Raw genomic sequence first — 13,896 nt, 5'->3', positions numbered from 1 at the left:
ACCGTCGCCGGCCGCCCTTCCGCACGCAACAGGGATGGTGACCGCGTCAGGCGGGCACCTTGTCCTTGTTGTAGATCGCCGCCGCCTTGCGGAGGATGTCGAGGATCTTCTCCTGCGCGGCGGGTTCGTCGATTTGCTCCATCGCGGCGAGTTCGCGCGCCAGACGGCTGCACGCACCCTCGAAGATCTGCCGCTCGGAATAGCTCTGCTCGGGCTGGTCGTCGGCACGGAACAGGTCGCGGACCACCTCGGCGATCGACGCGAGGTCGCCCGAGTTGATCTTCGCCTCATATTCCTGGGCGCGGCGCGACCACATGGTGCGCTTCACCTTCGGCTTGCCCTTGAGCGTCTCCATCGCCTCACGCATCGTCTTGTCAGAGGACAGCTTGCGCATGCCCACGGACTCGGCCTTGTTCGTGGGCACGCGCAGCGTCATGCGCTCCTTTTCGAAACGCAGGACGTACAGCTCCAGCTGCATGCCGGCGATTTCCTGTTTCTGCAGCTCGATGACGCGCCCGACGCCGTGCTTGGGATAGACGACATAGTCGCCGACATCGAAATGCAGAGCCTTGGCAGCCATAGGTGGCCTTTCCAATGTTGTGACCCATAGGCACGATCCGTGACGCAAGCGTCGCGACGCGTCGGTTCGTGCGGGGGCGATAGGTTGGACGTCTCCGGCGGACACTAAGAAAGTGCCCGTGCCGGTCGTCTATATACAATCCACCAGAAAATTTCCAGCCTGTTTGGGGCAGTGACGTTGCCGGGCTGGAACTTTTTTACAATGCGGGCGTGTCGTGACGGCGCAGCCACCCGCGCAGCACGCCCACCGTCTCGACCGGGCGGTCAGACAATGTGCCGTGCGCCGCGCCGGGGATGACGGCGAGTTCGGCACCGCCGGGCACGCGGGCGGCGAAATCCAGCGCCGTTGCCGGCCGCGCCTCGTCATGCTGGCCGACCATGAACAAGGTGCGGCGCGCATCCAGCCTCGCCAGCAGCGGCGTGCCGTCATAGTCCCGCAGGCTGCCGGTCGCGACGAACTCGCTCCTGCCCCACATCGCCTCGTAAAGCCGCTGATTCGAGCCGCGATTGCCGGGCATGGCCGCCGCCGCGCGCATCGCCGCCGTGGCATCCTCGCGGCGGTTGTAATGGCGATAGAAGACCTGGGTCGCCCCATCGCAGACCGCTGCCGCGGGAGGCGCCTTCCCCTCGCACGCGGTCAGTGCGTCGCGGGTCGCCCGGGGCAATGCGGCGCGCAGCGCGTCGGCATCCGCCAGCCACGCACGGGTCGAGATCAACGGCCCGCCGAGCACCACGCTGGCCAGATCGGCGGGACGCCGCGCCGCATATTCAAGCGCGATCGTGCCACCCCAGCTGATGCCGCAAATGTGCCAGCGCGGGACACCCAGCCCGCGTCGGACCGCGTCCAGTTCGTCGACGAACCGCGCGACCGTCCAGTTCGCGGGATCCTGCGGCCAGTCCGAACGCCCGCTGTCGAGCTGATCGTAGAGAATCACCGCACGCTCGTCGGCCAGTGCCAGCGCGTCGAGCATCCCGATATGCGTGCCGCCCGGTCCGCCGTGGATCATCACCACCGGCGCGCGCGGGCCGTTCAGGTCGCCGTTCACGCGGACATACACGCGCCCGCCCTGCACCGGCAGCATCGCCTTCTGCGACGGCGGCGGATAGGCGGCGGTGCGCGCGACGGATGGTCGGGCGATAAACGCCGCCGCGCCCGCGCCCAGCAGCGTGCGCCGCGACAGGCGCACCCGCGTCAGTCGCCCTTGCCGGGTTCGGGCGAGAAGAACTTGTCGTATTTGGCCTCCACGCCCTTCATCTCGTCGGCGTCGGGCGGGGTCTGGTCCATCTTGCGTGTTACGTTGGGCCATTGCGCGGAGAAGGTGTTGTTCAGCTCCAGCCATTGCTCCAGCCCGCTTTCGGTATCGGGCAGAATCGCCTCGGCCGGGCATTCCGGCTCGCACACCCCGCAATCGATGCATTCCGACGGGTTGATGACGAGCATGTTCTCGCCCTCGTAGAAGCAGTCGACCGGACATACTTCCACGCAGTCCATGTACTTGCAGCGGATGCAGGCGTCGGTGACGACATAGGTCATGGTCGGCTATTCCTTACTTCTCGGGCGCCGCTTTCGCGCCGGTCGATGCGCGCGTCAACGCTTCTGGTACAGAATCCGGCGCGGACAATGCCAGTTCCTGGTAGCACGCCTGCGCCTCGTGCGCGGGGCCGCGACGCGCCGGCAACCCCTCTACGCGCAGGACGCGCACTCTCCCGCCGTGGAAGAAGGTGAGGATATTGCCGACGCGCACCGGCGCGTGGGCGCGGTCGATCGCGCGTCCGTCGAGCCGCAAATGCCCGTTGCAGGCCAGCGCCTGCGCAATCCCCCGCGTCTTGGCCAGCCGTGCGAACCACAGGAAACAGTCGAGCCGCATCGTGTCGCCGCCAGCGGTCATCGCCCGACCAGCCCGGCAAGTGCGGCAAAGGCATTGCCGGGATCGGGAGCGGCCGCGCGCGCGCGCGCGCGCCCCCGCCAGACGTAATGCGGCGTCTCGCCGGGGACCGATGCCGGACGGAAGCCGAGTTCGGCCATCAGCCGCGCCACCGTCGCCGCCTCCAGTCCGATCGAGACCGCCAGCGCCGGATCGGGGGCGAACGGTGCGCGGCCGCTCGCGCCGCGCGCGTCGTGTGCGGCGCGGGCGACTCGCTCGACCAGATCGATGCGCACCGCCTGCCCGCCGAGCGGACGGAAACCCATCAGCGGCAGCGCCCCCGGTGCGCCGCGCGGCAAAGTGGTGGCGCCCGCCCGCGGCATCGGCAGCAGCGGCGCGCCGTTGGCGGCCAGCAGCGCGCGCCGCCATCCTTGTGCAGCGGGCTTGAGCAGGCGCGCGTCGAACAGGTCGAGCGCGCCGATCGTCACATGATGCCGCCGCAGCCACTGGCGCTGGCCCGCGGACAATGCCTCGATCGCGTCGCGCAGCGGCAGGCGTTCGGCAAAGCCCGCACCCGCCTCGAGCGCGGACGCGATGCTGCGCAGCAGCGGTCCGGCATCGGCGGCGCGGCTGGCCTCCGCAAGCGCCGCCACCGACGGCAGCGTGCGCGCGATCGTATCGGTGGTCCAGCGGCGCAACCGCTCGATCACGCGGGCGCGTAGCGCGGCGTCGAGACAGTCGAGCGCGCCGTCGAGAACGACGTGCGGGCGCGCCAGCGACGTGCCGCGCGCCAGCCGCGCGACGGCCAGCCCGTCGACCGCGAGTGCGCCGTCGTCGATCAGCGCAAGCTGCGCATCCTGGCTGGCGATCAACGCCTCGGCACGGCGGCGACGCTCGCCCGTCAGCCGTCTCTCGGCGGTGGCGAGCAACAGGCGCTTGTCGGAGGCGCGTGCATCGGGGGCGACGACGAAGCGGAAGCCGTCGAGCCGGCCGATGGCATGGGTGTCGATCGTCACTTCGCCCTGCGCGTCGATCTCGACCGGCAACGCGCCGACCCCGCCGCCGATCTTGCGCGCGAGCGCGGTGGTGCGTTTGTCGACGAACCGCTGGGTCAGCCCGGCGTGGAGTGCATCGGACAGCCGCTCCTCGATCGCCAGCGTGCGCGCGGCCCAGGTCTGCGGGTCGGCAAGCCAGTCCGGGCGCTGCGCGATATAGGCCCAGCTACGGATCGCGGCGATGCGCCCGGCGATCGTTTCGACATCGCCCTCGGTCCGGTCGAGGCGCGCGACCTCGTCGGCGAACCATTGGTGGGGGATATGACCCTGGGCGAGATAGCCGAACACGCGCCCGACGAAGCGCGCGTGCGGATCGAGGCCCAGCTTGGCGAAATCGGGGATGCCGCACGCCGCCCACAACCGTGCGACATTGCCGCGCGCCCGGTCACGCACGCCGGGTTCCTCGGCAAGGCGCTTCAGGATCTTGAGGTCGAGCGCTTCGGGCGCGGCACGCAGGCGTTCGTCGTCCGGACGCTCCGCCAGGCTGGCGACCAGCGCGTCGATGCTCGACAGGTCGGGGGTGCCGTTGCGCCAGTAGAGCCAGTCCAAACGGGGAAAGCGATGCCCCTCGATCGCGGCGACCTCCTCGGGCTCGAACGCGTCCGGACCTTCCTCGGTCAGCGCGCCGAACGTGCCGTCACGCTGGTGCCGCCCGGCGCGCCCGGCGATCTGCGCCATCTCGGCCACGCGCAGACGGCGGCGTTGCTGACCGTCGAACTTGTGCAGCCCGGCGAAGGCGACATGCCCGACGTCGAGATTCAGGCCCATCCCGATCGCGTCGGTGGCGACGAGATAGTCGACCTCGCCTGCCTGGAACATCTGCACCTGCGCGTTGCGGGTACGCGGCGACAGCGCGCCCATCACCACCGCGGCGCCACCGCGCAGGCGCCGCAGCATCTCGGCGGTGGCGTAGACTTCCTCGGCGGAGAAGGCGACGATCGCGGAGCGGCGCGGAAGGCGGGAGAGTTTCTTCGCGCCGACATAGCTGAGCGTCGAAAAGCGCGGCCGCTCGACGATCTCGATGCCGGGCACCAGCGCGCGCAGCACCGGGCGCAGCGAATCGGAGCCGAGGATCATCGTCTCCTCCCGCCCGCGCGCGCGCAGGATCCGGTCGGTGAAGACGTGGCCGCGTTCGCGATCGCTGCCCAGCTGGGCCTCGTCCAGCGCGACGAACGCGACGTCGCGTTGCAGCGGCATGCTCTCTGCTGTGCACAGGAACCAGCGTGCGTCTTTCGGCACGATGCGTTCCTCGCCGGTGATCAGCGCGACGCGATCCGCGCCCTTGATCGCGACCACACGGTCATAGACCTCCCGCGCGAGCAACCGCAGCGGGAAGCCGATCATCCCACTGGAATGCGCGCACATCCGCTCGATCGCGAGATGGGTCTTGCCGGTGTTGGTCGGACCCAGCACGGCCGTAACGCGGGGTCGGTCGATAGCCACCATGACGCACCTTACATCGGGTGCGCGGGGCAGGGTTGCAATCGTCGCATATCAACCCGCTCCACTTCGCCGCCGGACATGAACGCTCTGCCGCAGCGCCGCGGTCCACGGCGCGCGCTTAATTTGACTTTAGCGAATGCGCTTCACAACGCTGCGGCAGAAGCTGCATCGGCAGCGGGTTTTCATCGGAGGCGGACGCCAGCGTGTTCATGCGCGAGCATCAGGGGCTGGAATGGGCGGGCGCCGCAGCGGGTGCGCGCGTCCCCGGCCGCGTGCTGGTGCCACTGGCCGAACGCGGGATGGTCGACCGCTGGCGCATCGCCGCGGCGCACACCGACTGGGTGCCCGATCTGGGCCGCGATATCGGCAGCCGCACGTGGTGGCGCGGACTGGCGACCTGCACCGCTTTGTGCGCGGCCGCGATATATTCCGCGCCGGGCTGGCCGCCGATCCTGGGTGCCGGCGCGCCGGTGATGACCGAGGCGGCGTTCGAGGAGGCGCGGACGCAGTCGTTCGCGCCGTTGGCGCTGGGCGCGACCACCGGGCGACGGATGGCCGCCGGCGCGCTGGTCCGCCCGCTGCGTGAAACGCCCGAGCGCCCGCAGATCGATCTGACCGCCGCGCTGGCGGATGGCGACACCCTGTCCGGCACCTTGCAACGTGCGGGCGTAGGCGGACGGGAAGCCGCGCGGGTCGCATCGCTGGTCGGCGGGGCGTCGGTGCGTCCCGGCACGATACTGTCGCTGACGCTGGGACGGCGACCGACGAAGTTCCAGCCGCGTCCTTTGGAAAAGCTCGATTTCCGCGCCGCTTTCGACCTGAACCTGACGGTGCTGCGCGCGGGCGAGGAGTTGACGCTGGTGCGCCGTCCGATCGCGATCGACCGCAGTCCGCTGCACGTCCGCGGCATCGTGGGGGCCAGCCTGTACCGCTCGGCGCGCGCCGCCGGGGTGCCGGCGCGGGTGGTGGAGCAATATCTGAAGGCGCTGGGCGCCCATATGCCGATCGAGCGGATCGACGCGGGCGACACGTTCGATATCGTCGCCGACCAGCAGCGCGCCGCGACCGGCGAGGTCGAGGTCGGGCAGCTGCAATATGCCGCGCTCGATCAGGGGCGCCGGGCAGTGACGCTGGTGCGCTGGGGCGACCGCGACGGTGCTGGGGGCGAGTTGATGGACCCCGGCGGGCAGGTCGAGCGGCGCGGCACGATGGGCATGCCGGTGGCGGGGCGCGTCACCTCCACGTTCGGGATGCGGATGCACCCGCTGCTCGGCTTCATGCGGATGCACAAGGGCACCGATATCGGCGCACCTTATGGCAGCCCGATCTATGCCGCGATGGACGGGGTGGTGCAGTTCGCGGGTCGGTCGGGCGGCTATGGCAATTTCATCAAGCTGGCGCATGCCGGCGGGCTCGCCAGCGGCTATGGCCATATGAGCCGGTTCGCGGTGCGGCCCGGCACGCGCGTCGAGCGGGGGGAAGTGATCGGCTATGTCGGCTCCACCGGCATTTCGACCGGCCCGCACCTGCATTGGGAAGTGTGGCAGAACGGCCGGCCGGTGAACCCGCGCTCGATTGCGATGAGCAGCGTGCAGGCGCTGCCCGCCGCGACGATCCGGGCGATGAAGGCGAAGATCGCGCAACTGGCGGCAACGCCGCTGCGTTGATCTTGCGGGCGGTGCGAGGCCGACCCACATCGCTGTTTCCATGCCGCTTCATCTCACCAAGGTCGCGTTCGGCGCGGCGAGCGTCGACCTGCTTGCCGAACGATTGCGCGCGCGCGCGGCCGACGGGCCGGTGTTCCTGACCACACGCTATCTGCCCAAGCGCCACGAGGAGGTGGCGGGGCAGGGATCGTTGTTCTGGATCATCAAGCACCAGCTGGTCGCCCGTTCGCCGATCCTGGCGTTCGGCGATGCGGAGGGCGGGCGCGTCGCGATCCACATCGACCCGGAACTGCGGCTGGTGCTGGCGCAGCCGCGACGCGCGCATCAGGGCTGGCGCTATCTGGAGGCCGCCGACGCGCCGGGCGATCTGGGCGGCGATGCGGCGGATGGACTGGCGGCGATGCCGGCGGAGTTGCTGGGCAAGTTGAACGGGCTGGCGCTGATCTGATCGCGGTCGCATCGTAGCGGCCACCGCCGGACCTGCAACATGCCGCTACGCCCGCGCCGACGAACGGGTGTTCAATCGTGCTTGCGGCCGAAATCGGCGGCGGCATCGTCCTGTCCCTGATCGACGATCGAGCGGCGGATGGCGCGGGTGCGGGCAAACCGATCGTGCAGCGCGTCGCCGTCGTCCCAGCGGATCGCACGCTGCAACTGGCTGAGATCCTCGCTGAAGCGTTGCAGCATTTCGAGCACCGCTTCCTTGTTCGACAGGAACACGTCGCGCCACATCACCGGATCCGATGCGGCGATGCGCGTGAAATCGCGGAAGCCGCCGGCGGAGAATTTGATGACCTCCGACTGGGTGACCTGTTGCAGGTCGTCGGCGGTGCCGACGATCGTATAGGCGATCAGGTGCGGCAGATGGCTGGTCACCGCCAGGACGAGGTCGTGGTGATCGGGGGCCATCCGCTCGACATCGGCACCGAGCAGCCGCCAGAACGATTCGACCCGCACCGTCGCGGCCTCGTCGCTGTCGGGCAGCGGGGTGACGATGCACCAGCGACCACGGAACAACGTCGCGAAGCCCGCTTCCGGCCCGCTCTGTTCGGTGCCCGCGACCGGATGCGCGGGGACGATGCGCGCGGGGGGCAGCACCGCGGCCAGCGCCTGCGCGACGGACGCCTTGCAGCTGCCGACGTCGCTGACGATCGCATCGGCGGGCAGCGCGGTGGCGATCTGCGCCGCGACCACGCCCATCGCGCCGACCGGCACGCACAGGATCACCAGATCGGCGTCGGCGACCGCGGCGGCGGCATCGTCGGCGACATCGTCGAGCAGGTCGATGCGGCGCGCGACATCGCGCACGCCGGCGTCGGCATCATGCCCGGTCAGGCGGACGGCAGGCATCCGGTCGCGCACCGCGCGCGCGATCGACGAGCCGATCAGCCCCAGGCCGATGATCGCGACCCGGCCGAAAGGAAGCGACGATCCGCCGTACGCCGGTGACGTCGGCAGCATCAGGCGACCCGCTCGACCTCGGCACGCAGCACGTCGACCACCGCGCGCATTTCCTCCTCGGTGCCGATCGTGATGCGCAGCGCCTGCGGCAGGCCCTGCCCGGGCAGCCAGCGCGTCGCGTAGCCCGCGGTCATCAGTGCCTTGTACGCGACCTCGCCGGTCAGCGCGCCTTCGAACAGGACGAGGACGAAATTGGCCTTGGACGGCACCGCGCGCAGGCCGGACAGGGCATCGACCTGATCGGAGAACCACCCGCGCCAGCGCCGATTGTGTTCGCGGCTGCGCGCGACGAACGCATCGTCGGTCAATGCGGCGACGGCGGCGGCTTGCGCCCCGATGCTGAAGGCGAACGGCGCGCGGATGCGGTGCATCGCCGCAATGATCTCCGGCGAGGCATAGCCCCAGCCGACGCGTTCGGAAGCCAGCCCGAAGATCTTCGAGAAGGTACGCGTGACCAGCACGTTGGGGGCGGTGCGCGCCAGTTCCAGTCCGCCGTCGTCGTCGGCGGGATCGAGATATTCGGTATAGGCCTGATCGAGCACCAGCAGCACCGACGCGGGCAGCCCGGCGTGGAGCCGTGCGATCTCTTCCCGCGTCGAATACGTGCCGGTCGGGTTGTTGGGATTGGCCACGAACACCACGCGCGTCCGGTCGGTCACGGCGGCGAGGATCGCGTCGACATCGGTCGCATAGTCGCGGTCGGCGACCACCACCGGCGTCGCGCCGACCCGGCGGGTCGCGATCTCGTACACCGCAAAGCCGTAGCGGACGTGGATGATCTCGTCCCCCGGCCCGGCGAAGGTGCCGGCGGCCAGGTGCAGCACCTCGTCCGATCCGGTGCCATAGACCAGCCGGTCGGCCTCCACCCCGTAATGCACGGCCAGCGCGGCGCGCAGGTCGGCCGCGCCGGCGTCCGGGTAGCGTTCCAGATGGTCGGCGGCATCGCGATAGGCGGCGCGGGCGGCCTCCGGCGTGCCGAACGGATTTTCATTCGACGACAGCTTGGCGACCTTGCGGCCATCCTCGCTGGTGGCGCGGCCCGGAACGTAGGGGGCGATGCCCATGATCCAGGGCTTGGGTGCGGGGGCGTTCGTCATGGCCGGAACGGGTAGCGGGTGCACGCCGCGGGGGAAAGGGGGCGGATGAGCGTCGGCCGCGGGCGTGGACGCCGCCGCAGCGTAGGGCGCGACGCACCGGCCGGTGGTGCATCGGTGCGATTGCCGGCACGCGACCGCCCATGCCGGCCGGAGTTCCCCCCGAAAAGTCGCGATTATGAGATTCTTAGGGATCCGGCGCTATCGCATCGTCCTCGTCGTACAGCGTCTCGCCGTCGACGGGGGGATCGGCAATGCGGATGGCAGGACTGGCGAATGCGCTGCGCCGCGACCAGCGCGGTGCGACGATCATCGAGTTCGCGCTGGTGGCGCTGCCGTTCATCGTCCTGATCCTCGCGACGATCCAGACCGGATTCGTCTTTTTCGCGCAACAGGCGCTGGAGACGACCGCAGAGCAAACCGCGCGTCAGCTGATGACGGGCAGTGCGCAGAAAACCGGGATGACCCAGGCGCAGTTCAAGACCATCGCGTGCGGCAACCTGCCGGCGTTCATGTCCTGCGCGAAGATGATGGTGGACGTCCAGTCCGCGACGAAGTTCGCCGACGTCGACACCAACGCGCTGGTGCTCACCTACGACCAGAACAGCCAGGTAACGAATACGTGGCAGTTCGCGCCGGGCGGCCCGGGCAGCGTCGTCGTGATGCGGCTTTTGTATCTGTTGCCCGTCGTCGGTGGCCCGTTGGGGTTCGATCTGGCGACGACCACCGGGGGACGCCGCGTGCTGGTGTCGACGTTCGTCTTCAAGTCGGAGCCGTACGCATCATGATCGCGCATCGTTGCCGCTGGATCGCCACCGTGCGGCGTCTGGCCCGTGACCGGCGGGGCGTGGGCGCGCTCGAATTCGCGATCATCGCGCCGGTGATGCTGTTGCTCTACCTTGGCGGCGTGCAGTTGATGGACGCCGCGTCCGCCTATCGCAAGGTGGCCATCTCGGTCCGGTCGCTGGCCGACCTGTCGACCCAGAACGAGCAGGTCACCCCGGCCGAGGTCATCGCCATCCTGAACGGCGCGCGGCAGGTGATGACCCCCTATTCGACCGCGAATTCGTCCATGTCGATCGTCGCGATCGACATCAATGCGACCGGCAATCCGTCGATCACCTGGGTGTGCGTGAAGGCGGAGGCGGCATCGTGCGGCCCGAGCTATGCGGGGTTGAACGTTTCCACCGTGCCGATCCCGGCGGCGTTGCGCGTGCCCAATACCACCCTGCTCTACAGCACGCTGACCCTTCGGTACGTGCCGGTGGCGGGCGGTTCGATCATCGGCACGATTCCGATGAAGGATTATCTTTTCATGAGTCCACGGCGCTCGCCGTCGGTGTGCCTCAACACCGGTACGCCCAGTGCGCCGACCTGCGTCGGAAAGTCAGTCTGACATGATCCCTGTCCTACGTTTCCCGTTCGGCCGGCTGGCGCGCGATACGCGTGGCGGCGTCATGATCCTGTTCGCGTTCGCGCTGGTGCCGATGATCTTCGTGACCGGCATGACGATCGATTACACGCGGGCCGCCCGTTTGCGCACGAAGCTGAACGCCGTCGCCGATGCCGCCGCGCTCGCCGCGGTGACGCAGCCGATGATGAACCTGACCAACGATGCGCAGGTGCGTGCCGCGGCGGAGGCGATGTTCAACGCGCAGGCGACCGGGCTGGACGGCCTGACCACCCCGCCCGTCATCTCCGTAACCATCACGCATCCCGAAGGCCCGACGTCGCGCGCGGTGGCGGTGAAATACGACGCGGCATCCAGGAACGTGTTCGGCGGCGTGCTGAACCTGCGCAGCATCGCGGTCGGCGGTGCGTCGACCGCCACGGCAACGGCGGCGCCGAACGTCGACTTCTACCTGGCGCTCGACACCTCACCATCGATGGGTCTGGCGACGACCACTTCGGGCATGGCGACCATGGATACCGCGCTTGGTTGCACCTTTGCCTGCCACAGCAACATGATCGAGATAAATACTTCCAGCTTCCCCAGGCTGGTCGTCGACAATACGGCGTTCGGCATCATCAAGGGCAATTACGGTTACAAGTGGGTAAACGGATACGCCGCCCAGATCATCGACGCTAAAGGCACCTACATCTATTTGAACAAACGGGCGAACGTGCCGACCAAATGCAATAGCGGCGGTGCAGACATCTGCGTCTATAACAGCGACGGATCGTTCGTTGACAGTTACTGGTACGCGCAGAACCGCGGCATCCGCATGCGCGTCACCGACCAGCGATCGGCCGTTCAGGATTTGATGACGCTGGCGCGGCAATATGCCGAACAGAACAAGCGTCGTTATCATGCGTCGCTCCACACCTTCAATCACGAGACGAACTTCAACACGCTGGTCGCGATGCCGCAACCGACCGACAGTTCGAACCTGTCGGCGGTGGCGGCGGCGGCAGCCGGGGTGGAACTGGTCACCGTCAACGACCGGGCCGGCATGGGGCGGGCGCCGAACGGCAAAAGCGGATACGAGTGGCAATTCACCAGCTTCAAGACCGTGCTCGAAAAGATGGGGACCATCATGCCGGCGGTCGGCGGGGACGGATCGGACCAGCCCGGCGACACGCCGCAGGCGATGCTGTTCCTCGTCACCGACGGGATGAGCGACGAGGACATTCGCGACAATTACGGGCGCACGCGCACGGCGATGCGGGATCAGCAGGTCGCGCAGTGCAACGCGATCAAGGCCCGCAAGATCAAGCTGGCGATCCTCTATACCGAATATACCGTCGCCTCGATCAAGGACGACGAGCCATATCAGCGCGGGCTGGCCGAAAAGGCGATCCCGAACATCGCGCCGCAATTGCAGAAATGCGCCTCGCCCGGACTGCTGTACACGGTGAAGACCGACGAGAGCATGTCGGCGGCGTTGCAGGCGCTGTTCGCCAAGGCGATGGTCAGCGCGCGGCTGACGCGCTGATCGCGCCGCGCGCGCGGGGCGTTCGCTCGCGTCTCGACACCCGGGCCGGCGGCGGGGTAAGGGCGGTGGCTCGATGCTCATCACGCCTTCCTCGCACGATCAGCGGTTCGGCCTGTCGCGGCGGATCGTGCTGCCGGGGCCGCTCAGGCTCGACGGCGGCGCGCTGCTCGCGCCGGTCGCGATCGCCTATGAAACCTATGGCACGCTCGCGCCCGACGGCGGCAATGCGATGCTGGTGTGCCATGCGCTGACCGGCGACCAGCATCTGGCCAGCGCGCACCCGCGCACCGGCAAGCCGGGGTGGTGGCAACGGATGGTCGGGCCGGGCAAGCCGATCGACACCGACCGCTATTTCGTGATCTGCGCCAACGTGCTGGGATCGTGCATGGGCACATCGGGGCCGGCGAGCGACGATCCCGCCACCGGGCGCCCCTATGCGATGGCGTTCCCGGTCATCACGATCCGCGACATGGTGCGCGCACAGGCCTTGCTGCTCGATCATCTGGGGGTGGCGCGGCTGGCGGCCGTGGTCGGCGGATCGATGGGCGGGATGCAGGCGCTCAGCTGGGCGGCGACCTTTCCCGAACGCGTGGCGAAATGCGTGGTGATCGCGTCGACCGCGCGGCATTCGGCGCAGAACATCGCCTTCCACGAGGTCGGGCGGCAGGCGGTGATGGCCGATCCCAACTGGCGCGGTGGCGATTATTACGACGGCGACGCCCCGGCGGCCGGGCTGGCGGTGGCGCGGATGGCGGCGCACATCACCTATCTGTCGGAGGCGGGGCTGACCGAGAAGTTCGGGCGGCGGTTGCAGGCGCGCGAACAGAAGTCGTTCGGGTTCGACGCCGATTTCCAGGTCGAAAGCTACCTGCGGCATCAGGGGCTGGCGTTCACCGACCGTTTCGACGCGAACAGTTATCTCTATATCACCCGCGCGCTGGATTATTTCGATCTGGCCGAGGAACATGGCGGCTTGCTGGCCAATGCGTTCCGCGGCGGCGGCACGCGCTTCTGCCTGGTCAGCTTCGACACCGACTGGTTGTATCCGACCTCCGAATCGCGGGCGATCGTCCATGCGTTGATGGCGGCGGGCGCGCCGGCCAGCTTCGTCGAACTGTCCAGTCCGTTCGGGCATGATGCGTTCCTGCTCGATTCACCCGAGCTGGACCGGGTGATGCATGGCTTCCTGAGCGCGGCGGCATGAGCCTGCGCCCCGATCTGGCGATCATCGCCGCGCATGTGCCCGCCGGCGCGCGCGCGCTGGACGTCGGCTGCGGCGACGGCGAGTTGATGGCGGCGCTGCGCGACGATGCGCGCGCCGACGTGCGCGGGCTGGAGATCGACCCGGCGAACGTCGCTGCGGCGGTCGGGCGCGGCCTGTCGGTGATCCAGGGCGATGCCGACACCGATCTGGCCGGCTATCCCGACCAGAGTTTCGACTATGCGATCCTGAGCCAGACATTGCAGACCGCGCGCGCGCCGGACCGGGTGCTGGACGAGTTGCTGCGGATCGGGCGTTCCGCGTTCGTCAGTTTCCCGAACTTTGCGCATTGGCGGGTGCGGCTGTCGTTGCTGTGGGGCGGGCGCATGCCGGTGACGCGGCTGTTGCCCGAACGCTGGTACGATACGCCCAACATCCACCATCTGACGATCGACGATTTTCGGGCGCACCTGGTCGAGCGCCGGGTGATCGTGGAGGGGGCATGGTTCCTGTCGGGCGACAAGCGCACCGGCGGTGCGGCGGCCAATATGTTCGCCGAACATGCGGTATTTCTGCTGCGGCGGGAACTATGATG

The 13,896-nt window shown here is 68.7% G+C and carries 14 protein-coding genes; 7 read left to right on the top strand and 7 right to left on the bottom strand.

Features of this window, described 5'->3' with window-relative positions; genetic code table 11:
- Positions 1-46: 46 nt before the first annotated feature.
- From ASE95_RS06575 to ASE95_RS06555, 5 genes are all read right to left on the bottom strand, one after another.
- Positions 47-580, bottom strand: coding sequence for a CarD family transcriptional regulator (locus ASE95_RS06575; RefSeq protein ID WP_022684772.1), 534 nt, complete (start codon positions 578-580; stop codon positions 47-49).
- A 196-nt stretch (positions 581-776) separates the two neighbouring features.
- Positions 777-1,766: a proline iminopeptidase-family hydrolase gene (locus tag ASE95_RS06570; protein WP_235528222.1), complete on the bottom strand. Its 990-nt coding sequence runs from the start codon at positions 1,764-1,766 to the stop codon at positions 777-779.
- Positions 1,767-1,771: 5 nt separating this feature from the next.
- Positions 1,772-2,113, bottom strand: coding sequence for a ferredoxin FdxA (gene fdxA, locus ASE95_RS06565; protein ID WP_056633569.1), 342 nt, complete (start codon positions 2,111-2,113; stop codon positions 1,772-1,774).
- Between the two features lie 13 nt (positions 2,114-2,126).
- Positions 2,127-2,468 carry an RNA-binding S4 domain-containing protein gene (locus ASE95_RS06560; protein WP_443025439.1) on the bottom strand — a complete coding sequence of 114 codons (342 nt, stop codon included), beginning with the start codon at positions 2,466-2,468 and terminating at the stop codon, positions 2,127-2,129.
- Positions 2,465-4,945: a helicase-related protein gene (locus ASE95_RS06555; RefSeq protein WP_056633564.1), complete on the bottom strand. Its 2,481-nt coding sequence runs from the start codon at positions 4,943-4,945 to the stop codon at positions 2,465-2,467. The genes ASE95_RS06560 and ASE95_RS06555 overlap by 4 nt, the downstream gene beginning before the upstream one ends.
- A 206-nt stretch (positions 4,946-5,151) precedes the next feature.
- Here ASE95_RS06555 and ASE95_RS06550 point away from each other — a divergent pair, with 206 nt between their 5' ends.
- Positions 5,152-6,609 carry a M23 family metallopeptidase gene (locus tag ASE95_RS06550; protein WP_156347921.1) on the top strand — a complete coding sequence of 486 codons (1,458 nt, stop codon included), beginning with the start codon at positions 5,152-5,154 and terminating at the stop codon, positions 6,607-6,609.
- Positions 6,610-6,649: 40 nt separating this feature from the next.
- Complete coding sequence (locus tag ASE95_RS06545; RefSeq protein WP_056633558.1) at positions 6,650-7,057, top strand: DUF1489 family protein; 408 nt, start codon at positions 6,650-6,652, stop codon at positions 7,055-7,057.
- A gap of 71 nt (positions 7,058-7,128) precedes the next feature.
- On the opposite strand, the gene ASE95_RS06540 is transcribed toward ASE95_RS06545, so the two are convergent.
- Together ASE95_RS06540 and hisC are read right to left on the bottom strand one after the other, a co-directional pair.
- Positions 7,129-8,070, bottom strand: coding sequence for a prephenate/arogenate dehydrogenase family protein (locus ASE95_RS06540; RefSeq protein WP_056633555.1), 942 nt, complete (start codon positions 8,068-8,070; stop codon positions 7,129-7,131).
- The gene (hisC, locus tag ASE95_RS06535; RefSeq protein WP_056633552.1) at positions 8,070-9,167 is read right to left on the bottom strand and encodes a histidinol-phosphate transaminase; all 1,098 of its coding nucleotides are present in this window, start codon (positions 9,165-9,167) and stop codon (positions 8,070-8,072) included. Before hisC ends, ASE95_RS06540 begins: the two co-directional genes overlap by 1 nt.
- Positions 9,168-9,424: 257 nt before the next feature.
- On the opposite strand from hisC, the gene ASE95_RS06530 reads away from it, so the two are divergent.
- From ASE95_RS06530 to metW, 5 genes are all read left to right on the top strand, one after another.
- Positions 9,425-9,952 carry a TadE/TadG family type IV pilus assembly protein gene (locus ASE95_RS06530; protein ID WP_056635767.1) on the top strand — a complete coding sequence of 176 codons (528 nt, stop codon included), beginning with the start codon at positions 9,425-9,427 and terminating at the stop codon, positions 9,950-9,952.
- Positions 9,949-10,560 (top strand): TadE/TadG family type IV pilus assembly protein, encoded by a 612-nt coding sequence (locus ASE95_RS06525; protein ID WP_056633549.1) that lies wholly within the window; start codon positions 9,949-9,951, stop codon positions 10,558-10,560. Before ASE95_RS06530 ends, ASE95_RS06525 begins: the two co-directional genes overlap by 4 nt.
- Before the next feature lies 1 nt (position 10,561).
- A complete protein-coding gene (locus ASE95_RS06520) occupies positions 10,562-12,100 on the top strand; it encodes a TadE/TadG family type IV pilus assembly protein (RefSeq protein WP_056633546.1) in 1,539 nt (512 codons plus the stop codon).
- Between the two features lie 73 nt (positions 12,101-12,173).
- Positions 12,174-13,304, top strand: coding sequence for a homoserine O-acetyltransferase MetX (gene metX / locus ASE95_RS06515; RefSeq protein ID WP_056633543.1), 1,131 nt, complete (start codon positions 12,174-12,176; stop codon positions 13,302-13,304).
- Positions 13,301-13,894 (top strand): methionine biosynthesis protein MetW, encoded by a 594-nt coding sequence (metW, locus tag ASE95_RS06510; RefSeq protein WP_056633540.1) that lies wholly within the window; start codon positions 13,301-13,303, stop codon positions 13,892-13,894. The genes metX and metW overlap by 4 nt, the downstream gene beginning before the upstream one ends.
- Positions 13,895-13,896: the final 2 nt, after the last annotated feature.

It is taken from the genome of Sphingomonas sp. Leaf231 (assembly GCF_001421995.1).
GTDB lineage: Bacteria > Pseudomonadota > Alphaproteobacteria > Sphingomonadales > Sphingomonadaceae > Sphingomonas.
This window is presented reverse-complemented; position numbering and strand designations above follow the sequence as displayed.

Bases quoted from the DNA above. Each gene is read 5' to 3' on its own strand.
- ASE95_RS06575 (WP_022684772.1), bottom strand. From the start codon at position 580: ATGGCTGCCAAGGCTCTGCATTTCGATGTCGGCGACTATGTCGTCTAT.
- fdxA (WP_056633569.1), bottom strand. From the start codon at position 2,113: ATGACCTATGTCGTCACCGACGCCTGCATCCGCTGCAAGTACATGGAC.
- ASE95_RS06560 (WP_443025439.1), bottom strand. From the start codon at position 2,468: ATGACCGCTGGCGGCGACACGATGCGGCTCGACTGTTTCCTGTGGTTC.
- ASE95_RS06555 (WP_056633564.1), bottom strand. From the start codon at position 4,945: ATGGTGGCTATCGACCGACCCCGCGTTACGGCCGTGCTGGGTCCGACC.
- ASE95_RS06550 (WP_156347921.1), top strand. From the start codon at position 5,152: ATGCGCGAGCATCAGGGGCTGGAATGGGCGGGCGCCGCAGCGGGTGCG.
- ASE95_RS06545 (WP_056633558.1), top strand. From the start codon at position 6,650: ATGCCGCTTCATCTCACCAAGGTCGCGTTCGGCGCGGCGAGCGTCGAC.
- ASE95_RS06540 (WP_056633555.1), bottom strand. From the start codon at position 8,070: ATGCTGCCGACGTCACCGGCGTACGGCGGATCGTCGCTTCCTTTCGGC.
- hisC (WP_056633552.1), bottom strand. From the start codon at position 9,167: ATGACGAACGCCCCCGCACCCAAGCCCTGGATCATGGGCATCGCCCCC.
- ASE95_RS06530 (WP_056635767.1), top strand. From the start codon at position 9,425: ATGGCAGGACTGGCGAATGCGCTGCGCCGCGACCAGCGCGGTGCGACG.
- ASE95_RS06525 (WP_056633549.1), top strand. From the start codon at position 9,949: ATGATCGCGCATCGTTGCCGCTGGATCGCCACCGTGCGGCGTCTGGCC.
- ASE95_RS06520 (WP_056633546.1), top strand. From the start codon at position 10,562: ATGATCCCTGTCCTACGTTTCCCGTTCGGCCGGCTGGCGCGCGATACG.
- metX (WP_056633543.1), top strand. From the start codon at position 12,174: ATGCTCATCACGCCTTCCTCGCACGATCAGCGGTTCGGCCTGTCGCGG.
- metW (WP_056633540.1), top strand. From the start codon at position 13,301: ATGAGCCTGCGCCCCGATCTGGCGATCATCGCCGCGCATGTGCCCGCC.